16 protein-coding genes and 1 pseudogene are annotated in these 19,598 nt (G+C 69.8%); 10 read left to right on the top strand and 7 right to left on the bottom strand.

Annotation, left to right across the window (positions count from 1 at the left end):
• Window positions 1-6 precede the first annotated feature (6 nt).
• The 3 genes from FREUN1FDRAFT_RS27375 (at window position 7) to FREUN1FDRAFT_RS27365 (ending at window position 3,827) form a co-directional block, all read left to right on the top strand.
• Complete coding sequence (locus FREUN1FDRAFT_RS27375; protein WP_050796054.1) at window positions 7-516, top strand: XdhC family protein; 510 nt, start codon at window positions 7-9, stop codon at window positions 514-516.
• Window positions 517-1,024: 508 nt separating this feature from the next.
• Complete coding sequence (locus FREUN1FDRAFT_RS27370) at window positions 1,025-2,233, top strand: ABC transporter substrate-binding protein (protein WP_006543525.1); 1,209 nt, start codon at window positions 1,025-1,027, stop codon at window positions 2,231-2,233.
• 172 nt (window positions 2,234-2,405) lie between these two features.
• Window positions 2,406-3,827, top strand: a complete 1,422-nt coding sequence (locus FREUN1FDRAFT_RS27365) for an MDR family MFS transporter (RefSeq protein WP_006543524.1) — start codon at window positions 2,406-2,408, stop codon at window positions 3,825-3,827.
• A gap of 59 nt (window positions 3,828-3,886) precedes the next feature.
• Here FREUN1FDRAFT_RS27365 and FREUN1FDRAFT_RS27360 read toward each other — a convergent pair whose 3' ends face one another.
• Window positions 3,887-4,453: a TetR/AcrR family transcriptional regulator gene (locus tag FREUN1FDRAFT_RS27360; protein WP_006543523.1), complete on the bottom strand. Its 567-nt coding sequence runs from the start codon at window positions 4,451-4,453 to the stop codon at window positions 3,887-3,889.
• A gap of 587 nt (window positions 4,454-5,040) precedes the next feature.
• Between FREUN1FDRAFT_RS27360 and FREUN1FDRAFT_RS48240 the strand changes: the two are divergent.
• A pseudogene (locus FREUN1FDRAFT_RS48240) lies at window positions 5,041-6,757 on the top strand (metallophosphoesterase).
• A 173-nt stretch (window positions 6,758-6,930) separates the two neighbouring features.
• Here the strand turns inward: FREUN1FDRAFT_RS48240 and FREUN1FDRAFT_RS27350 are convergent.
• The 3 genes from FREUN1FDRAFT_RS27350 to FREUN1FDRAFT_RS27340 are packed head-to-tail and all read right to left on the bottom strand — an operon-like array spanning window position 6,931 to window position 7,723.
• Entirely contained in the window at window positions 6,931-7,215 is a 285-nt protein-coding gene (locus tag FREUN1FDRAFT_RS27350) for a sterol desaturase family protein (RefSeq protein WP_006543521.1), read from the bottom strand.
• Window positions 7,216-7,245: 30 nt separating this feature from the next.
• Window positions 7,246-7,467: a hypothetical protein gene (locus FREUN1FDRAFT_RS27345; protein ID WP_006543520.1), complete on the bottom strand. Its 222-nt coding sequence runs from the start codon at window positions 7,465-7,467 to the stop codon at window positions 7,246-7,248.
• Between the two features lie 46 nt (window positions 7,468-7,513).
• Window positions 7,514-7,723, bottom strand: a complete 210-nt coding sequence (locus tag FREUN1FDRAFT_RS27340; RefSeq protein WP_006543519.1) for a hypothetical protein — start codon at window positions 7,721-7,723, stop codon at window positions 7,514-7,516.
• 325 nt (window positions 7,724-8,048) lie between these two features.
• On the opposite strand from FREUN1FDRAFT_RS27340, the gene FREUN1FDRAFT_RS27335 reads away from it, so the two are divergent.
• Window positions 8,049-9,053: an LLM class F420-dependent oxidoreductase gene (locus FREUN1FDRAFT_RS27335; RefSeq protein WP_006543518.1), complete on the top strand. Its 1,005-nt coding sequence runs from the start codon at window positions 8,049-8,051 to the stop codon at window positions 9,051-9,053.
• A 64-nt stretch (window positions 9,054-9,117) separates the two neighbouring features.
• Here FREUN1FDRAFT_RS27335 and FREUN1FDRAFT_RS27330 read toward each other — a convergent pair whose 3' ends face one another.
• The gene (locus FREUN1FDRAFT_RS27330; RefSeq protein ID WP_006543517.1) at window positions 9,118-10,146 is read right to left on the bottom strand and encodes an Lrp/AsnC family transcriptional regulator; all 1,029 of its coding nucleotides are present in this window, start codon (window positions 10,144-10,146) and stop codon (window positions 9,118-9,120) included.
• A gap of 140 nt (window positions 10,147-10,286) precedes the next feature.
• On the opposite strand from FREUN1FDRAFT_RS27330, the gene FREUN1FDRAFT_RS27325 reads away from it, so the two are divergent.
• The 4 genes from FREUN1FDRAFT_RS27325 to FREUN1FDRAFT_RS27310 all read left to right on the top strand — a co-directional run bounded on the left by FREUN1FDRAFT_RS27325 (window position 10,287) and on the right by FREUN1FDRAFT_RS27310 (window position 16,811).
• Window positions 10,287-11,960: an MFS transporter gene (locus FREUN1FDRAFT_RS27325; RefSeq protein WP_006543516.1), complete on the top strand. Its 1,674-nt coding sequence runs from the start codon at window positions 10,287-10,289 to the stop codon at window positions 11,958-11,960.
• Window positions 11,961-13,386: 1,426 nt separating this feature from the next.
• Window positions 13,387-14,271, top strand: coding sequence for an alkaline phosphatase family protein (locus tag FREUN1FDRAFT_RS27320; RefSeq protein WP_006543515.1), 885 nt, complete (start codon window positions 13,387-13,389; stop codon window positions 14,269-14,271).
• 6 nt (window positions 14,272-14,277) lie between these two features.
• Window positions 14,278-15,678 carry an MFS transporter gene (locus FREUN1FDRAFT_RS27315; protein ID WP_006543514.1) on the top strand — a complete coding sequence of 467 codons (1,401 nt, stop codon included), beginning with the start codon at window positions 14,278-14,280 and terminating at the stop codon, window positions 15,676-15,678.
• Window positions 15,675-16,811, top strand: coding sequence for a PD40 domain-containing protein (locus tag FREUN1FDRAFT_RS27310; RefSeq protein WP_006543513.1), 1,137 nt, complete (start codon window positions 15,675-15,677; stop codon window positions 16,809-16,811). The genes FREUN1FDRAFT_RS27315 and FREUN1FDRAFT_RS27310 overlap by 4 nt, the downstream gene beginning before the upstream one ends.
• Before the next feature lie 200 nt (window positions 16,812-17,011).
• On the opposite strand, the gene FREUN1FDRAFT_RS27305 is transcribed toward FREUN1FDRAFT_RS27310, so the two are convergent.
• A complete protein-coding gene (locus FREUN1FDRAFT_RS27305; RefSeq protein WP_006543512.1) occupies window positions 17,012-17,725 on the bottom strand; it encodes an SDR family oxidoreductase in 714 nt (237 codons plus the stop codon).
• 102 nt (window positions 17,726-17,827) lie between these two features.
• Window positions 17,828-18,682: an SAM-dependent methyltransferase gene (locus tag FREUN1FDRAFT_RS27300; protein ID WP_006543511.1), complete on the bottom strand. Its 855-nt coding sequence runs from the start codon at window positions 18,680-18,682 to the stop codon at window positions 17,828-17,830.
• Window positions 18,683-19,372: 690 nt separating this feature from the next.
• Between FREUN1FDRAFT_RS27300 and FREUN1FDRAFT_RS27295 the strand changes: the two genes are divergently transcribed.
• Window positions 19,373-19,598 (top strand): transposase (locus FREUN1FDRAFT_RS27295; RefSeq protein ID WP_006543510.1); only part of this gene is annotated, 226 nt, incomplete at its 3' end.

Here is a 19,598-nt window from a genome sequence, read left to right as displayed (position 1 = left end):
CAGGCGGTGCCCTCAGGCCGGACGGCGGCGGCCGTCGAGGGGGCGACCGTGGTCGAGCTGTTCGTCCCGGCCACCCACCTGGTACTGCTCGGCGCCGGCGCGCTGGCCGAGGCCATCGCCGCGCAGGCACGGCTGCTGGGGTGGCGGGCGACGACGGTCGGGGTTGCCGCCACCGCGGTCGGCGCGGTGGAGCGGCTGGGCCCCTCCGGTGGCCTGGTGGCGTTCGCGCACGACGCCGCGGTGGACGATCCGGTACTGATCGCGGCGCTGCGGGCGGGCGTCGGCTATGTGGGCGCCCTCGGCAGCCGCCGGACGCACGCCCTGCGCCTGGAGCGGCTGCGCGCGGCTGGCGTCGACGACGGCGACCTGGCGCGGATCCACGGCCCGGTCGGGCTCGACCTCGGCGCCCGCACAGTGTCGGAGATGGCCCTCGCGATCAGCGCCGAGGCACTTGCGGTCCTTACCCGGCGCACTCCGACGCCGCTGCGGGACAGAGCCGGCCCCATTCACCGGTGACGCGGAGCCGTGTCGGGTGGCGGTTCCGCGGAGCCGTGTCGGTTGGCGGTTCCGCCGGGATACGGAACTGTAGTGATCCGGAACTGCGCTGGTCCGGAAATCGAATTCGTGGTCGGCCGGACGGCTACATGGGCGTTCACGGCTGCGCGAATTGGTGGCCACGCCGGTCTCGGCCTGAAATTTTGGCGATTGCCATAGATCGTGTACTGCTGAGTAGGTTGGTCGCTGTCGCCGGGAGTACCGGGCGGTATCCGTTCCGGCGCAGCTAAGGGGCGCCTAGGAGGTTCCGGGGGGTGCGCCGCCCGGCCGCAGGCGAGGATCGCGTCTTCGCGTCTTCGCAGGTCGCGCACCATGTGCAGCCCTGGATCGGACGCACTACTATCTCCCGAAACAACCGAAGTATTTGAAGTATTACGGTTCGCGCTGTGGGGTCCCGGGTGCGGTGCGGGGCTCGATTCAGCCCGCGGCGTCCAGGACGGCGTCGTCCGTGTACCCAAAGGGGGATCTCGTGCGCAGGCACCGAATTGTCGGACGGTTAGGCCTGGCGGCCGCAATCATCGCGGCTGCCGCGACCAGCTGCTCCACACCCGGGTCCGAAGCGGAGGCGAACGCCGCCTGCGACACCCCGGGCATCACCGCCGACCAGGTCAAACTCGGCTTCGTCTTCTCCAGCACGGGCATCGGGAGCGAGGCGCTCGCCTCGGCCCGCTCCGGGTTTGACGCCAGGATCGGGCTGGCCAACGCGAACGGTGGTGTCCACGGGCGCGAAGTCACCTACGTCTGGCGGGATGACGAGACCACCGGTGCGGTAAACGAGCAGGCGACCTCCGAGCTCGTCCACCAGGAGTCCGTCTTCGGGCTGGTGATGGTGACGTCGTCGAACGGCCAGTCACCGGAGACCCTGCAGAAGGAAGGCGTGCCGGTCGTCGGCCTGGCACAGCCGGACTACGGGAAATACTCGAACTGGTTCACGGACCTCTACGACCCCTCGCCGGTGACCGTGGCCCGCTACATACTCGCCCGAGGCGGGACGAAGCTCGCGATCGCGACGACCGGCTCGTCGGACTACGTCATGGGATTCGCCCACAAGTACGGCGTGGAATTCCAGCAGGCCGGGCTGCCCACGGTCGAGGTGATTCCGTTCGAGGCCAGCACGGACAGCCCGAGCCGCATCGCGAAGCGGATCGCCGCGAGCGGCGCGGACGCACTGATCGGCTTCACCACCCTGGACGACTTCGCGCAGCTCTCGGCGGCGGTGAAGGCGGCCGATGTGTCGCTGAAGGTCAGCGTGTCCCTGAGCGGATATGACCGCAGCACGCTCAGCCGGCTGGGGCAGCAGCTCGTCGGCGTGTCCTTCCCGGTCTATTTCCACCCCTTCGAGGGCGGCGGTGAGGCGATCGACCGATACCACCAGACGATGAGCCAGTACGCGCCGGAAACCGCACAACCCGAACAGCAGTTCGCCATGTACGCGTACATCTATGCCGACATGTTCCTGCGTGGGCTGGAGCTTGCCGGCGAGTGCCCGACCCGGGCGGGCTTCATAACCGCGCTGCGCGCGGTGAAGGACTTCGATGCGAGCGGCCTCATCGAGCCGGTCGATCTCAGCACGAACCAGATGACTCCGCTGCGATGCAACGCGTTCGTGCAGATCGACCCGACCGGTGCGGCGTTCAAGGTCGTGCAGCCGCGGCTGTGCGCGGACGGAACCACCTGACCGGCTGACTCCTGGGTCCCAGGGCGGGGTCCGGCTGCGTCCACGGTTGACGGAACTCGGCGGGTGCCCACATAGTGAGGAGTCCTCACTATATGGGCCCGGTCAACGCTGGGCCCAGTCATCGACGCTGCCGCCCAAGCCCTGCCGTGGTGGCCAGCCGGAAGGAGCCCGTATGGGCGATACGCGCCGCCGTGGACCCGACCAACGGGTGGTCGTCGCCGCACTCTTCGTCGCAACGATGTTCATCACGATCATGGACACCACGATCGTGAACGTGGCGCTTCCGTCCATCGCGCGTGATCTCGGTGTCGCGCCCGACTCGATCGACGAGATCGTGGTCAGCTATCTGGTCAGCCTGGCGGTGGTGATCCCCGCCTCGGGCTGGCTGGCGGACAGATTCGGCACGCGGCCGGTGTTCCTCGCCGCGCTCGCGATCTTCACCACGGCCTCCGCGCTGTGCGGCCTGGCGGAAAGTGTCCCCGAGCTGGTCGGGTTCCGCATCCTGCAGGGAGTCGGCGGCGGGCTGCTCACCCCGGTCGGCATGGCCATGCTCTTCGGGGTGTTCCCGCCGGCGGAGCGGGCGCGTGCCGCGCGCATTCTCGTCGTGCCCACGGTCATCGCGCCCGCGGTCGGGCCGATCCTGGGCGGGGTGCTGACCGACCAGGCCTCCTGGCACTGGGTGTTCCTGGTCAACATTCCGATCGGGATCGTCGCGTTCGTCTTCGGCGCCCTCTTCCTCGCCGATCATCGGCGGCCGGCCACCGGTGGCTTTGACGTGGTCGGCTTCGTGCTCTCCGCCGGCGGGTTCGCGCTGATCCTCTACGCGCTGTCGGTCGGGCCCACCAAGGGCTGGACCTCGCCGCTGATCCTCACCACCGCCGGCATCGGGATCGTCGCGACCGCGGCCACCGTGTGGTGGGAGCGCAGACGCGCCCATCCGCTGCTGGTGCTCCGGCTGTTCGGGAACGCGCTGTTCCGCAACGTCAGCCTCACCCTGGGCGCGATGTTCATGGCGTTCATGGCCGTGCTGTTCCTGATCCCGCTGCTCATGCAGACGGTGCGGGGGGCCAGCGCGACGACGTCCGGGCTCGTCATCTTCCCCGAGGCCATCGGCGTGCTGGTCGCGAGCCAGATCTCCGGGCGTCTCTATCCGACGGTGGGCCCGCGCCGGCTGATGATGGGTGGCCTGGCCGTCATCGCCCTGTCGACCCTGGGCCTCGGGCTGCTGGACGTCGACGCCTCGCTCTGGGTGTTCCGCGCGGTCCTGTTCGTGTTCGGTTTCGGGGCCGGCCTCGTGATGACGCCGGCGCAGGCCGCTGCCTTCGCCACGATCTCCCGCGCGGACAACGCGCAGGCCTCGGCACTGTTCAACGCACTGCGCCAGCTGGCCGCCGCGGTGGGCGTCGCGTTGGTCACGACCGCGCTCAGCCTCGCCAGGCCCGGTGAGACGGGCGGCTCGGCCGCGGCTGGCCTCGGCGGCACCTTCCAGTGGGGGTTCTACGTCGCCGCGGTGGTCGCCGCGCTCGGGATCGTGGTCGCCGCCCGCGTCCGCGACGCCGACGCCGTCGCCACCATGGGTCGCCCCGCCGCCTGACTACCTGGGCGGCTTGGTACCCGGGCGGCCGGGCACCTGAGCACCCGGGCGGCGGTGGCTCAGACTCCGGCGATCTGGTGCAGGCCGGCCCGGACGCGCTGCAGCGACATCTCGCGGGCCGTCATCAGATAGTCGACGACGTCGGCGCGCAGCGCGGTGAACAGGACATGGGCCAGGTAGTCCGCGTCCTCCGCGGGGCGGGCGGCGGCGATCCGCCTGCTCAGCTCGGCGATCCAGTACCGGCTGGACGCGTTGGCGTAGTAGGCGTTCGGGCCACGGTGCTCGAGAGCCCGGATGAGGGCACGATTGGCCACCACGAAATCCAGCAGCGCGTCGAGGTAGGAGCGCATCGCGTCGGCGGGTGACGCACCAGGCCCGAGCGGGGGCGGGCCGTGCTCGACGCATTGGCTCAGGGCGTTGACGCGCGGCTGCAGAACTGCTTCGATCAACGCCGTACGGTCGCCGAAGCGCCGGAAGACGGTGCCCTTGCCGACACCGGCCGCCTCGGCGATGTCGCTCATGGACACTGTCTCGGTGCCCTCGCGATCGAACAGGTCCGCTGCCGCGGCCAGGATCGCGGCGCGGTTTCGCGCGGCATCGACGCGCTCCTGCGCGACCAAACCCACGCACCTCCTTCGGCCGGCCCGGCTTCCCGAGGCAGGTAACCCGACTCGTACGGTAGCGGTTACCACCCGCCCCGGGCTCGCTCCGGCGTGGTTGTGATGCGCAGCGCGGTCCCGCAGACGGGCCGGTGGGCGTGGGGTGTGGACAGCTGGCCGGTCGTCCTTGATCGCGGCGAAGCAGTGTGACTTCTCCTCGGTGGCGAGCCATTCCGGGTTCGCCCCGTCGAGGGTGCCGTGAAGCTCTGTAAATCCTTCGAGGGCGGAGAGTTCTAGGCTTCATTTTCATTCGGGGTGTGAGGCCATGTCGGTGAACAGTGGATTCAGGTCGGTTGACGAAGAGGTTTGTCGTCGGACTTGCGGAGTTTTGTGGAGGTGATTCAGGATGTTCGCCGGTGCTGCTTCAGATCAACCGTTCGGGCAGCTGGCGGGCCCGCGGAGCGGCCGTACTTCCACACGGTTGTAGATTTATCGGCGGAGCGGGTCTAGGACAGGAGTCTCACAGCTTCGACTGCTGCTGTTTACCGGATTTTTGACCTTCGGTAATCCCGTCGTCCGGTTATTCGCGGGAATGGCGTCCTACGTTCTGAACCATGCCTGTGAGTCCTTCTGGTGAAGTGGTTGCATCGGGTGTCCCGGCGAATCTCGCCGAGGATATGACCATTGCCGAGCAGCATGAGTGGCTGCAGACCTATCTCCGTCGCCGCCCGGTCAGCCGGCGCGGCCTGCTGCTCGGCGGCCTGGCGGGCGCCGGGGCGGCCAGCCTGCTCGGCACCCCGTTCGGACGGGCCGCCTACGCGGCGACGAACACCGACAGCCCCCTGGTCATCGGTGGCCGGCACACCGCCTTCGGGGCGGACCCGTCCGCGCAGCTACGCCTCGCGGCGCAGCTCTCCCGCAACCCGGGCCGCGGCCGCATCCTCGTCGACTTCGGCACCGACCGCCGCCTCGGGCACACCACCGAGGCCGAGATCCGCCCGCTGCTCTCCCAGGTGCCGCAACTGGACGGCTCGATCTTCTCCGTCGAGCAGTACTACGTCCACGCCGCGTTCGACCGGCTGAGCCCGGGCCGCGAGTACTACTACCGCTTCCGGGTTCCGGGCGGGGCGGCGACGGCGGTGCAGTCCGTCCGCACCGGCCACCGCAAGGGCCGTGACGGCGGCTCGTTCCGCTTCACCATGATGGGTGACCACGGCTCGAACACCGCGCCCGCCGGCGACCCGGCCGGACTGTTCACCGACAACTACTATGCGGCGGCCAACGACCCGACCACCCCGCACGCCACGAACATCACCACCGCCATCGCGCGCCAGGACCCGGTGTTCCACCTGCTCGCCGGTGACATACGCCGACCCGTCCGGCGCGGGCCGGCCGCCGGTGCACACCACCGTCGCGGGCACCGTACCGGCGGGCTACGACAACTTCGACCCGACCGTCTGGGACGTCTACCTGGCCGGCATCGAGGTGAGCAGCGCCCGCACCCCGTGGATGTTCGCCACCGGCAACCACGACATGGAGGCGCTCTACTCGTCGCACGGCTACGGCGGCCACCTCGCCCGGCTCGATCTGCCGAACAGCGGCCCCAAGGGCTGCCCGAGCGTGTACTCGTTCGTCTACGGCAACGTCGCGGTGCTCTCCCTCGACGCGAACGACGTCAGCCATGAGATCAGGACGAACACCGGCTACTCGGGCGGCGCTCAGACGTCCTGGGTCGAGCGGACGCTGAAGGCCTACCGCAACGACCCGGACATCGACTTCATCGTCTGCTTCTTCCACCACTGCGCCTATTCGACGACGCTTCAGCACGCCAGCGACGGCGGCGTCCGCGCGGCGTGGTCCCCGCTGTTCGACAAGTACTCCGTCGACCTTGTGATGCAGGGGCACAACCACCTGTACGAGCGCACCGACCCGATCCGCGCCGCCGCGCCGACCCGGGAGGCCCCCGACGGCTCCGCCATCGAGCCGGCCAAGGACGGCACCACCTACATCACCGCCGGCAGCGCCGGGCGCCCCCGCTACGCGTTCCAGGCCGGTGAGCCCGAGTCCTACCGCGGGCACATCGTCGCGGGCTCGAACGTCGTCCCGAACAGCTACGCCTGGCAGTCCGACGGCACGAAGCTGACCGAGTCCATCAGCTGGTCGCGGACCAGGTTCGACAACTACGCCTTCGTGGCCATCGAGTCGGACCCGGGCCGGCCGGGCGGCACCTCGACGCTGACCGTGCGCGGCATCGACGAGTACAGCAAGGAGTTCGACCGGGTCGTCCTGCGCCGCTCGGTCCCGCGTGCCGGGCACTCCGGCCGGCACTGACCCGGCCGACACCGACCTGGGCCGACACCGACCTGATCCGGCACTGACCTGCCGCGAGCCCACCGACCCGGCACGGGTGGCCCGTCCGTCGACGATGACGGACGGGCCACCCGTGCATGGGGCGTCCGGAGCGTTTCCCGCTCTCGCGTTTCCCGCGCTCGCGCCGGCCGTTGTCAACGCCCCCGGAAAGGAGCGGTGAGCTGGCCGATCCAGTCGGCGGGGAGCTCCCGGCCGATGCCGTAGCGGGTGGGCATCGTGCGCGGGAGATGGGCGGTGCGGAACAGCCAGTCCCAGATGGACAGCACCGCGCCGTAGTTGCGATTCACGGCCGCGGGCTCGTCGGCGTGATGCCAGTGGTGGAAGGCGGGGGTCACGAACACGGCGCTGAGTGGCCGAAGCGTGATCCGGGTGTTCGCGTGCGCAAGGAACGGAAAGTAGAACTGGCGGTTCTTCGGCATGCCCGCCCGTCACCGTGGGATGCGGGGCGCCTACTTGAGGACGATCACGATCGGGCCGCCCTTGATCGGGCCGCCCTTGATCGGGCCAGCGACGCCGCCGCCGATCGGAATCACACCGGCGTCGGAGGTCGCGCCGCTGAACCAGCTGGTGTGGGACGCGGAGAGCGCGCCGCCGACCAGGCCGGCGGCCAGGGCCGCGACCAGGATCGCGCGGCCGGCGGAACGCTGCAGGAACATGTGGGCAGAGGCCATTTCAATTCCTCTCGCGAAAAGCATTTGCTGCCGTCGGGAATTCGGGTCAGCCGGCCGGCCGGACGATGATCGGGCCGGTCTTGAGCGTGCCGCCGTTGCCAATCCCGATCCGCGCGATTCCGGCGTCGGAGGTCGCACCGTCGAACCAGCCCGGGTGCGACGCGGACAGCGCGCCGCCGGCGATGCCGGCCGCGAGGGCGGCAATGAGGACAGCGCGGCCGGTGGAGCGCTGCAGGAATGTGTGCACCGCCGTCATGTGAATCCCCTTTCGCGTGCGGAGCGAGACGCCGGGAGTAATTCCGCGGGCGCCCGCGCCGACTGGAAACACCCCGTGGCCGGGCGGCCATGGGGCCTTTGCGGCCGGTCAACCCTGTAAGCCGTCCCGGCTCGGGTGAAGGCTAGGCCGCGATGTTTTCCGCGTACAGGCGGAAGTGCGGTTGTCGGTTACCCGGAAATCAGGATGCGGGTAGGCCGGTCACGTGACGGGGGGCCCGCGCGATGCGAGTATGTCCCGACGCGGCGGTGGCACCGGTGGTATCGGGGGCCCCGCCTTGGACGCGAGACGTGGCTGGGAGCGGAGCATGCAGGAAGGTGACCTTCCCGACGGCGGAGCGGCTCCGGTCGTGACCGAGCGATGGGGGATGACGATCCCGCTGCCGGACAGCCCGCTGCCGGACCTGCCCGCGCTGTGCACCCGGCTCGCCGACGCCGGCTACACCGATGTCTGGTCGTCGGAGGCGACGGCGGGGGACGGCATCATCCCGCTGGCGCTGGCCGCCGCCGAACCGCGCCTACGCCTGGGCAGCGCGATCCTGCCGGTCTACACCCGCGGCCCGGCGCTGCTGGCCCAGACCGCCGCGACGCTCGCCGCGGCCGCACCCGGCCGGTTCGTGCTCGGCCTGGGCACCTCCTCCAACGTGATCGTGTCGAACTGGAACTCCATCCCCTTCACGAAGCCGTACCAGCGGGTTCTGGACACCGTCCGGTTCCTGCGCGCCGCCTTCGCCGGCGAGAAGGTCGACGAGGAGTTCCCGTCGTTCACGATCCGCGGGTTCCGGCTCGGGATCACTCCGCCGGCACCGCCGAAGATCATGGTGGCGGCGCTGCGCCCGCGGATGCTGGAGCTCGCCGGCCGCGAGGCGGATGGGGTCATCCTCAACTGGCTCTCGCCGCAGGACTGCGACACCGTCCTGCCACATGTGCACAAGCATCGACCGGACGCCGAGGTGGTCGCCCGGATCTTCGTCCACGTGCATGACGGTGACCCGGCGCAGGCCCGTGCCCGGCTGCGGCCGTTGGTTGCCGCATATCTCACGGTGCCGGTGTACCGGCAGTTCCACGTCTGGCTGGGCCGCGAGCAGGCGCTCGCCGGCATGTGGCAGGCGTGGGAGGCCGGTGACCGCCGCGCCGCGCTGACCGCGATCCCGGACGAGGTGGTGGACGACCTGATCGTGCACGGGACGGTCGAGCAGTGCCGGGCCCGCCTGCGGCGCTACGTCGAGCACGGCGTGACCACCCCCGTCCTCGCGCTGACGAACACCGGCCCGAACCTTCCGGACGTCATGTCCGCCCTCGCCGCCCGCTGACATCCGCGCACTGCCGACACCCACGCACTGCCGACACCCCGCAGGCTGACAGGCACCCGCCGTTCTACTCGGGGACGAGCATCACCTCGCGTTTGACGGTGCGGACGACCGGAGCGGTCTCCACGTCGCGAACGGTGGGCAGCGCGCCGATGCGCTGGGTGAGGTAGCGGAACAGGTCGGCGCCGTCCTGGCACACGGCCACCGCCACGAGGTTGGTGGGCCCGGTCGTCGCGGCGGCGAAGACGATCTCCGGATGGCGGGCCATCGCCGTCCCGACGGAGATCAGGTCCGCGGGTGCGACGGACAGCCACATCCGGGCCGCCACGTGCGGCCCGATGATGTCGAAGGAGACGTCCACGTCGAAGTACAGGGCGCCGAGCGTGCGCAGCGTCTCCAGACGGCGCCGAACCGACGACTCCGAGCGGCGCAGCGTGGTCGCGAGCTCCGCGTGGGAACGACGACCGTCGAGGGCGAGGGCCGTGATGAGCTCCCGGTCCTCCGGTTCGAGCGCGGAGCCGCCGGCTCCGGTGGCCTCGCTCGTTCCGGTGGGGCCGCCGGCTCCGGTGGGGTCGCCCGTCGCGGGGACGAGCAGCGAGACCTGCTCGTCGCTCAGGACCCCGAGGCGCACCCACTCGCGGCCGCCGGCATAGCCGGCCATCGCGCCCGCGAAGTAGTGGATCACTTGCTGGGCGGTGATCGACTGAACCTGCGCGGTGCGCGGCAGCTTGTGCAGCAGCAGCGCGTTGTGCTCCTCGGCCGTCCAGGACCGGATGTTGCAGGAGATCTCGGTGCCGGCGGAGAGCAGGTGCACCCAGGACGTGTCGGATCTGCGGGCCAGCGCGTCCGCGACCGCCCGGGCCGCGTCCGGGACGCAGCGCAGTCGGATCATCCAGTGGCCGTGCCCGAACTGGTGGGTGTTGGGGACGCCGAAGACCCGCAGCGCGCCCGCGGCGACCATCCGCCGGTAGCGCCGGGCGACGGTCTGGTCGGCGACGCCCAGCGCCGCGCCCACCCGGCTGAAGGGTGCCCGCCCGTCGATCTGCAGTGCCTGCACGATCTGGCGATCGAGCTCGTCGAAGATTGCGGATGCCACCGCTGAAGGCTACTACCATGTCGAGATCCAGCGAATTCAGAGACCGTCAGGTCGAGTGGTGCGCCCCCTGCCGGATCGTGGACCGACCGCCGGTCATCCCCGGCGCCGCGACGATGAGTCGCAACGATGACAGGAGAGCCATGCGTAAATGGCTGCCGCTGGTGGCGATCTGCCTCGGCACGTTCATGCTGCTCGTCGACATCACGATCGTCACGGTGGCGCTGCCCGACATCGCCACCAGCCTCGACGCCTCGTTCTCCGACCTGCAGTGGGTGATGGACGTCTACGCCCTCGCCCTGGCCGCTCTGCTCCTCGGCGCCGGAGCGATCGCCGATCTGCGCGGCCAGCGCAGGGTCTATCTCGGTGGTCTGATCCTGTTCGCGGTCGCGTCGCTCGCCTGCGGGCTCGCACCGGGAGCGGGGACGCTCGTCGTCGCCCGCGGTGTGCAGGGGATCGGCGGCGCCGCGATGTTCGCCACGACCATGGCGCTGATCGCCAGCACCTACCGCGGCCGTGACCTCGGTGTGGCGTTCGGGATCTGGGGCGCGGTGAACGGGGCGGCCGCGGCCATCGGGCCGGTGCTCGGCGGCCTGCTGACCGAGCACGTGAGCTGGCGGGCGATCTTCCTGGTCAACCTGCCGGTGAGTGTCGCCGCCGCGGCCCTCACGCTGGCCGTCGTCGGCGAGTTCCGCCGGCCGGACGGCCCGCGGGTCGACCTGGCCGGAACCGTCACGTTCACGGTCAGCGCCGCGGCCCTCGTGTACGGCCTGATCCGCGCCGGTGAGCACGGCTGGGGCTCCGCCGGCACGCTGGGACTGTTCGCGCTGAGCGCCGTCGCGCTCGTGCTCTTCCTCGTGGTCGAGTCCCGCATCCCGCACCCGCTGCTGGAGCTTGGGCTGTTCCGCCGCGGCGGCTTCGTCGCCGCGCTCATCGCCGGCCTCACCCTGTCCGCCGCCGCGTTCTCCGTGCTGACCTTCACCTCCGTCTGGCTGCAGGCGGTGCTCGGCCAGGGGCCGGTCCGGGCCGGCCTCGCGATGCTGCCGATGGCGCTGGCCGCGTTCGTCGTCGCCGGACTCGGCGGTCGCTTCCTGCACGCGGCGTCGCCCCGCCTGACCATCGGAGTCGGCATGCTGCTGGTCGGCGCCGGTTCGGTGGCGCTGAGCCGCCTGGACGCCGGTTCCGACAGCGGCAGCCTCCAGCTGGGCCTGCTCGTCACCGGTATCGGCGTGGGCCTGGCCATTCCGGCGCTCAGCGCGGCGGCGATGTCGGCGGTGCCCCCGCAGCGCGGCGGGATGGCCGCGGGCGCGCTGAACACCTTTCGCCAGCTGGGATTCGCACTCGGTATCGCCGTGTTCGGGCTGCTGTTCCACAACGGCATCCGCGACCAGCTGAGTGGGCACGTCCCCAACCCGGACACGGTGGCCGCCGCGATCGGCCAGGGGCAGGCCGCCCGGGACGTCCCCCCGGCCGCGCTCACCGCCATCCGGGCCGCGGTGCCGACCTCGCTCGGCGATGTCTACCTGATCGCGGCGATCGTGGCCTTCACCGCCGGTATCGCCGTGTTCGTGCTCATGCCGCGGGCCGCCGCCCACCTGACCGAGAACGCCCAGTCCGCTGACAGTCATCCCGCTGATGGTCGTTCTGCTGCCGGTCGTTCTGCTGCCGGTCGTCCCGATGACGGGCATTCTGCCGACGGGCATTCTGCCGACGGGCAGTCTGCCGACGGGCAGTCGGATGGCGGGCAGTCGGATGGCGGGCAGTCGGATGGCGCAACGCGGGACACCGACCGGCCGGTCACCCACGCCGACATATGACCCGGATCCGGACCAGTTCCGGGGTTGCTGCCGGACAGTCGTTGAGGATTCCAGCCGCGGGGGAGCCCGTCGAAAATCGCGCTTGCCCGGAAGCGCAGCACCCGCGACAGCCGGGACCGTTGCTCGGAGCCGCGAGCCGCTGCGGGCCGCATGCCGCCGGCTGCGGGCTCCAGCGGACGGCGGGCTGTGCACCTGATTGATTTGTTGGGTTTCTGACAGCACTGGTCAGCTTTCGACGCGTGCGTGACTGTTCCATTCGCGAAACTAAAGGGCTTCGCGTTTCTCCTCTTTCAGGTCTCTTGACATCCACTCCTTCGCCGGTTTTGCAAGCCTTCTAGGGGTGGCTATCGGAAGAGCCACGAAGAGCTCTTTAGTCGCCGATTCCGCGAACCTCGCCGGAGCCCCGCGGGGGTGGAATTTCGCCCACCCAGCGAGCCGAGGGCGCCGCTGGCGGGCCCTTGAGCCGCTGGTCCAGGGGGTCGTCGGGGTCTCGCCGGCCAGTCTGGCACCGTGCCCGGCGAACGATGTCGCAGGCGCGGGTCGCCCGCGGCCGCCGTGGGTGCGCGATGACTGATCGCGGCAGGCCCTTCATTTATCCAACAGATGAGAACGATTCGGGTTTCAGACGTCTCTGTCACTTATCTGGCGGGCCGGAAGGGCGCCCGTCAGGGTTCCCGGACGTTCCTCCGACCGGCCAACCACGATTTTTCCATCCGCCGCGCGTGGCCGAGTGGCCCGTCTCGCTGTCGCAGATTGGTGCCGATCAAGATTTCTGGTCGGTGAGCGGGGAGGTTCGCACCCCACGAAAGCGTTCGGACCTCCGGGTGCCCGGTAGCCCGGTAGCCCGGTTTGGCGAGTCGCAAGAGTGAACGATTTTGGTCGTTCCGACGACCAAAATCCTTCTTTCTTGCGGGTTACAAGACGAATCTGCGTCCCTTTTACCGCTCTTGAGGTGAATTGCTGATGCTGTGCGACGGCGCGGGATCCTCGATGGGTGGCCGTGCGGGTGGGGTTCGCATTCCATCAGCACGGTTCCGCCAAACCCATGCAGGTGGCCCGGGTCCGCCGCGTCTCTGTTCGGGCCGACTTCAGCCCGAACGTCCGGCGATCATCGGAAATCCCCGGCGCGGACCTGAGGCAGGCCTCCGGTCGGGAACATGTGCTAAAATAACTTCCACACGGGTGTAGAAGTTCCTGAATTCCCGCGACGGTACAGAGTGGCCTCTGATCGACGTCGGCAGATGGCGGAACTGACGTCGGATATTCGCCCGCGTGTCACCTTGCCCCGGCCGCGGGTGAAATCGACGGAATGTATTTGCCGGCACGTCGCCATTTGCCTACTGACCGCACCGGACGATCTCCCTAACCTGGCTCTCCTTGGAAGCAGATCGCTGCTTCCTCCCGGATTACTCCCGGAGGTCCGCCAGTGTCCGTACCTGCTGGAATCAGGCACCCGCGCCTGGTGTGGTGTGTGCTCGCCGTCGTCGTGGCCCTGGCCGCGTCGTTCGGCGTGTGGCGTGCCGCGCCCGCCCGCGCGGCGTCGCTGCCCACGCCCGATCACGTGGTTGTCGTGGTGCTGGAGAACCACGCCTACTCCCAGGTCATCGGCAGCTCCAGCGCCCCGTACATCAACTCGCTGAAGACCGGCGGCGCGAACCTGACCGCGTCCTACGGAATCACCCACCCCAGCCAGCCCAACTACATGGCCCTGTTCTCCGGTGGCACGCAGGGCATCACCGGTGACAGCTGCTACACCCCCGGGTTCAGCAGCGCGGCGAACCTCGGTTCCGAGCTGATCGCCGCCGGCAAGACCTGGGCCAGCTACAACGAGGGCCTGCCGTCGACCGGTTCGACGGTCTGCACGAACAGCTCGACGAAGTACGCCCGCAAGCACAACCCGTGGTTCGGGTTCAGCAACGTCCCGACGAGCACCGCCTACCCCTTCACCTCGTTCCCGACGAGCTACGCGAACCTGCCGAAGGTCTCGTTCGTCGTGCCGAACCTCTGCAACGACATGCACGACTGCTCGGTCTCCACCGGTGACACCTGGGTGCAGAACAACCTCGGCGCCTACGCCACCTGGGCCAGCACCCACAACAGCCTGCTCATCGTGACCTTCGACGAGGACAACCTGCTCAGCGGCAACCGCATCCCGACCGTGATCTACGGCCAGCACGTCACCGCGGGCAGCTCCTCGTCCACCACCTACAACCACTACAACATGCTGCGCACCCTGGAGGACCTGGCCGGTCTGACGACGCACGCGGGCAGTGCCGCGAGCGCCTCGGACATCACCGGCATCTGGAGCTAGGCGACCGTGTATCTCGCGGACGCGCGCAGCGTCACGAAACCTGCCGGCCCGGGTTCCGACCCGGGCCGGCAGGCCTCCACCAGCCATGACCATCACCGTGACCATGGCCGTGAACATCGCCGTGGACGTCGCCTGGCCCGCGCCTCGCTTGCGCGGGTCGTGCCGGGCACGGTCCTCATCCTGGGCACCGTCAGCCTGGTCACCGACATCTCGGCGGAGATGGTCACCGCCGTCCTGCCGCTGTACCTGGTGACGGAGCTCGGCCTCTCGCCGCTCGGGTTCGGCCTGCTCGACGGCCTCTACAACGGGGTCAGCGCCGTGGTCCGGCTGGTCGGCGGCCACCTCGCCGACCGCGGCCGGCGGTACAAGGCGACCGCGGCGGTCGGCTACGGCCTGTCCGCGCTGTGCAAGCCGGCACTGCTCGCGGTGCACAGCATGACGTCCATCGGCCTGGTGCTCGCGGTGGACCGGACCGGCAAGGGGCTGCGGACAGCGCCTCGCGACGCGATGATCTCCCTTGCCTCGCCGGCCGGAACCCAGGGCCGTTCGTTCGGCGTGCACCGTGCGATGGACACGGCCGGCGCACTGATCGGCCCGATCATCGCGTTCTTCATCATGCGCACGACCGTCGACGGATTCGACGCGGTATTCACGGTGAGCTTCTGCGTCGCCACGACCGGCGTCGTGATCCTGCTGCTTTTCGCGCCGAGCGGTGACCGCAGCCCGGCCCCCGCAGGGCAGGTTCCCGAAGCCGCTGAAGCCGCCGAAGCCGCCGAAGCCGAGAACGTCTCCACCCGCGCCGCGCTCGGGCTGCTGCGCGTGCGTGAGCTGCGCCGGTTGACGATCTGCGCCGCGCTGCTCGGCCTGGCGACGGTCAGCGATTCTTTTCTGTATCTGCTGCTGCAGCACGCCCTCGGCGTCCCAGACGAGTGGTTCCCCCTGTTTCCGATCGGGACGGCGACGGCCTTCCTGCTGCTGGCGGTTCCGATCGGGCAGGCAGCCGACCGCTTCGCCAGCTGGCGGGTCTTCCTCGCCGGCCACGGTGGCCTTCTGGTGGCCTACGGGCTGCTGCTGTCCCCGGTGCACGGCGACTGGCTGCCGATCGTGGTGCTCCTGTTGCACGGTGCCTTCTACGCGGCCACCGACGGGGTGCTCATGGCCGCCGCGGCGGTCTCGGTTCCGGCACCGCTGCGCTCCAGCGGCCTGGCGCTGGTTCAGACCGGGCAGGCCGTGACCCGTTTCGCCTGCTCCCTGCTGTTCGGCGCCGCGTGGACCGCCTGGGGCGACCGAACCGCGCTCGCCGCCGCCGCGATCGCCCTCACGGGCTGCGTCGCACTGAGCGCCCTCCTGCGCCCAGAAGCGACAACGAGACCCGAAGCGACAACGAAGGGACTACCGGCAAGATGAGCACACGTGGCCGGCTGACGCTGCTGTTCGTCGCGATCCTCGCGCTCGGCGGGGTCGCCGTGGGCTCGGTGGTACGGGCCTCCGCCCGAGCTGACCAGCGGGACCACCAGCAGGACGGCGGTCCGCCGGTGACCGCGGGGCAGGTCACACTGAGCGGGGCGGACGACGCGACGCAGCAGCAACAGGACCGGCAACAGCAGGGCCAGCAGGACAAGGACCGGCAGCAGGGCCAGGGCCGGCAGCAGGACAAGGACCGGCAACAGGGGCAGAAGGACCGGCAACAGCGCCTGGTGTTCCGGAACATGCTGTGGGGGCCGCACCGCGACGAGCTGGTATCCGTGCCGGCCGCGCAGCCCGCCGGCGCGCGGACCGCGTCCGGAGTGCACTGCCTGCGGTTCTACGCCGCCGGCGGTGGCGGCATCTGCCTGCAGCAGGCGTCCGGGGTACTGCAGGACACCTACCGCGCCGTGGTCCTGGACGCGAACCTGCACGAACGGCGCCACTTCGCGCTCACCGGCATCCCGACCCGAGCCCGGGTCTCGGACAGTGGCCGCATGATGGCCTGGACGGTTTTCGTCAGCGGCGACTCGTACGCCGGCGGAACCTTCTCCACCCGCACCTCGATCCTCGACACCCGCACCTGGACGCTGGTCCGATCCCTGGAGGAATACCAGGTGATCAAGGATGGCGCTCCGTACCGCAATGTCGACATCAACTTCTGGGGCGTCACGTTCGCCGACGACGGCCATTTCTACGCCACCCTCGGCACCGGCGGAAAGACCTACCTGGTTCGGGGGGACGTCCAGGCGAAGACGGTGACGACGCTGCGGGAGAACGTCGAATGCCCGTCACTCTCCCCGGACGGCACCCGGCTCGCCTTCAAGAAGCGCATACCGGACGCACCCACCGACGCGCCGTGGCACGAGTACGTCCTCGACCTGCGGACCATGCGCGAGACGCCGCTCGCCGAGCAGCGCAGCGTCGACGACCAGGCCGTATGGCTCGACGACCACACCGTCGCCTACGCCCTCGCCGGGGACTACGGCTCCGACCTGTGGACCGTCCCAGTCGACGGCACCGGCAGCCCCACCCGGCTGGCCACCGCCGCGCTCGCCCCGGCGGTGATCGGCTGAGCGAATCCTGCCGGCGGTCAGGGCGCCGGTTCGCCGTCGCCACCGCCGTCGCCACCGCCGTCGCGGTCACCGCGGATCTCCAGCCTGCGGAAGAAGCCTTCGACCGTGGCCTTGTCTCGCGCGGTCATTGGGATGCCGTTGCCACGGTACGCGGCGACCCCACGCTCCACCGCTTCGGGTGCGTAGTCGCCGGTAACGGCTCAGCCCAGGTCCAGCGGCGTGGGCACATACCTGGTCGTCGGGCGTCCGGGAGTGAGGACGAGCTCGGTTCCCGGCTCACCGGTCCGCAGCAGCTCGACGACGGCGGCGGCCACGTCGTCGGCGGTGAGCATGGGGACGCCCGCGGCGCGGAACTGATCGCGCGCGGGGGCCGTCAGCGGAGTGTCGACAAGACCGGGGCAGACGGCGCCGAGCCGGATGTTCTCCCGGGACAACGGCCCGGACAGCGCCCGGACCAGGCCGATCACCGCGTGCTTGGTCATCGTGTAGATGGGGTCCTGCTCGACGCCCCGCAGCGCCGCGTGGGAGGCGGTCACGACGATCGAACCGCCGCCGCGGGCGCGCATCGCCGGCAGCGCGCCGCGAAGCCCGTAGACCACCGAATGCTGGTTGACGCCGACCACCGCCTGGTAGCGGTCCAGGTCGAGGGTGGCTGGGTCCTTGTCGACACAGTTGTGCCCGGCGTTGAGCACCAGCAGGTCCAGTCGGTCACCGGCGGCGGCGACCATCCGCAGCGACAGGTCGGGGTCGGTCAGGTCTCCCACCACCGCCTCGCCGCCGATGGACGCGGCGACGTCGGAAACCGCCGGGTTGCGGTCGACGAGCACACAGCGCGCGCCCGAGGCGGCCAGCCGGCGGGCGACGGCCTCTCCGATGCCGCCCGCGGCACCCGTGATGATCGCGACTTCGCCCATGCGCCCCACTCCATCCAGTCCGGCTATGCGCCTGATCCAGTCAACTGTTTACCTGCACTGGAGTCGGCGACTCAACCGGTCGGCGAGGCGGTCGCGGGTTGGCTACGGCTTGCGGGCGATCGCGCCGTACATGTAGACCTGCGTGTCGGCGAGGGCGGCCGACTCCTCGTCGGGGTGCCAGCGGTGGACGAGGACGACACCCGGGTCGAGGATTTCCAGCCCACGGAAGAAGCCTTCGACGGTGCTCCTGTCCCGCGCGACCATCGGAATACCGCTGGCGCTGTATGCGGCGACGCCGGCGGTCACCTCCTCGGGGGCGGAGTCGGCCGTGACGGTGGATAGCGCCAGGAGGCTGCCCGCCGGAAGGGGAGCCATCAACTGGTCGATGACGTCCTGCACGATCGCGTCGTCGGGGACGAACTGCAGGATCGCGATCAGGCTGACCGCGACGGGCTGGTCGAGGTCGAAGGTCGAAGCGAGCTGCTCCGACTTCAGGATGCTCCGGGGATCGGTGAAGTCGGCGTCGAGGTAGGCGGTGCGGCCCTCGGGGGTGCTGGTGAGCAGGGCCCGTGCGTGCACCAGGACGATCGGGTCGTTGTCGACGTAGACGATTCGCGCGTCGGGGGCGACGTTCTGGACGACCTCGTGCAGGTTCGGCTCGGTCGGCAGCCCGGTGCCGATGTCGAGGAACTGCCGGATGCCGTGCTCGGCGGCCACGACATGGGCCATCCGGGCCATGAAGTTCCGGTTCGCCCGCATGGATGTCGGCAGGTTAGGCATGCTCCGGGTGAAATCTCCGGCTGCGGCCCGGTCCGCCGGGAAGTTGTCCTTCCCGCCGAGGATGTAGTCGTAGACCCGCGCCGAGTGGGGGACGTCGGTCTTCAGATTGACGTTCGGCGGAGTCCACCCCGGTGCCAGCGAGGTACCACCCCTGTCGGCATCGTCGCGGTCAGTCACGACTACCCCCACCTCCGATATCAGCCGCCCTCGACGGTGGCGTTTGCTTGCTAGCACTTTCCCATCACCCCGTCGCGGCAACCGGACAGGGTAGGACATTCGGACCACTTTGGCCGACGCGACCATACCTGTGAAGAGGCCGGCGCAGGCCCCGATCCGCCCGCGCGCCGTGGTCTTCGCCCAGGTAGCGGCGTTCGGAGGGCGGTGGGGCGCGATAAGGAGGGCCTGAGGTGGATCGCCCGGCGAATTCGACGAGGCCCAACAGGGTCTTTGGTCCCGTAATTGACGTCGGGAAGTTCACGGTGGTGCGCAGCCCCGGTAGGGCCCGGTGGAGCCCGGTGGTGTCTGACTGTGGCGCGGAAGGGGCGAAGCTGATGCTGTTGCGGACTGTGGCTGGTCTTTGCTGCGATCTACCTGAAACCTGCCTGCCCGGTAGGGCCAAGCCTCTAATGGGACGTACCGGGTCGCTGTAGGGCAGGCTCGGTGCCGGTAGCCGCTGGTAGGTGAGCACTCCGCGCCTCTGGACCGAAGTCGAGTCCTAAGGTCAGACCGTGCCCCTGCCGGTGGTCGGGAGAGCTGACTGCTGATGGGATGTCGTGGCCGTCGAGCAAGACGTGACCACTTGACCATTAGGGCGTGGTGGATCTCCCGTGGGCTGCCGGAACTGCTGCCGGTGCGAAGGAGGCCTGGGTGCTGTTCGTCGGGGACGACTGGGCGGAAGATCACCATGATGTGGAGGTGCAGGACGAGACCGGCCGGCGGCTGACGAAGGCCAGGGTGCCGGAGGGTGCGGCGGGCATCGCCCGGCTGCACGCCATGGTCGGGCGGTATCTTCCCGAGGACGCTGACCCTGGCCAGGTCGTGGTCGGGATCGAGACGGACCGTGGTCCGTGGGTGTCCGCGCTGGTCGCCGCCG

This window comes from Parafrankia sp. EUN1f (genome assembly GCF_000177675.1).
Taxonomy (GTDB): domain Bacteria; phylum Actinomycetota; class Actinomycetes; order Frankiales; family Frankiaceae; genus Parafrankia.
This window is presented reverse-complemented; position numbering and strand designations above follow the sequence as displayed.

Excerpts from the sequence above, each read along its gene's own strand:
- FREUN1FDRAFT_RS27335 (WP_006543518.1), top strand. The coding sequence starts at position 8,049 with ATGCAGGAAGGTGACCTTCCCGACGGCGGAGCGGCTCCGGTCGTGACC.
- FREUN1FDRAFT_RS27305 (WP_006543512.1), bottom strand. The coding sequence starts at position 17,725 with ATGGGCGAAGTCGCGATCATCACGGGTGCCGCGGGCGGCATCGGAGAG.
- FREUN1FDRAFT_RS27310 (WP_006543513.1), top strand. The coding sequence starts at position 15,675 with ATGAGCACACGTGGCCGGCTGACGCTGCTGTTCGTCGCGATCCTCGCG.
- FREUN1FDRAFT_RS27365 (WP_006543524.1), top strand. The coding sequence starts at position 2,406 with ATGGGCGATACGCGCCGCCGTGGACCCGACCAACGGGTGGTCGTCGCC.
- FREUN1FDRAFT_RS27340 (WP_006543519.1), bottom strand. The coding sequence starts at position 7,723 with ATGACGGCGGTGCACACATTCCTGCAGCGCTCCACCGGCCGCGCTGTC.
- FREUN1FDRAFT_RS27350 (WP_006543521.1), bottom strand. The coding sequence starts at position 7,215 with ATGCCGAAGAACCGCCAGTTCTACTTTCCGTTCCTTGCGCACGCGAAC.
- FREUN1FDRAFT_RS27345 (WP_006543520.1), bottom strand. The coding sequence starts at position 7,467 with ATGGCCTCTGCCCACATGTTCCTGCAGCGTTCCGCCGGCCGCGCGATC.
- FREUN1FDRAFT_RS27325 (WP_006543516.1), top strand. The coding sequence starts at position 10,287 with ATGCGTAAATGGCTGCCGCTGGTGGCGATCTGCCTCGGCACGTTCATG.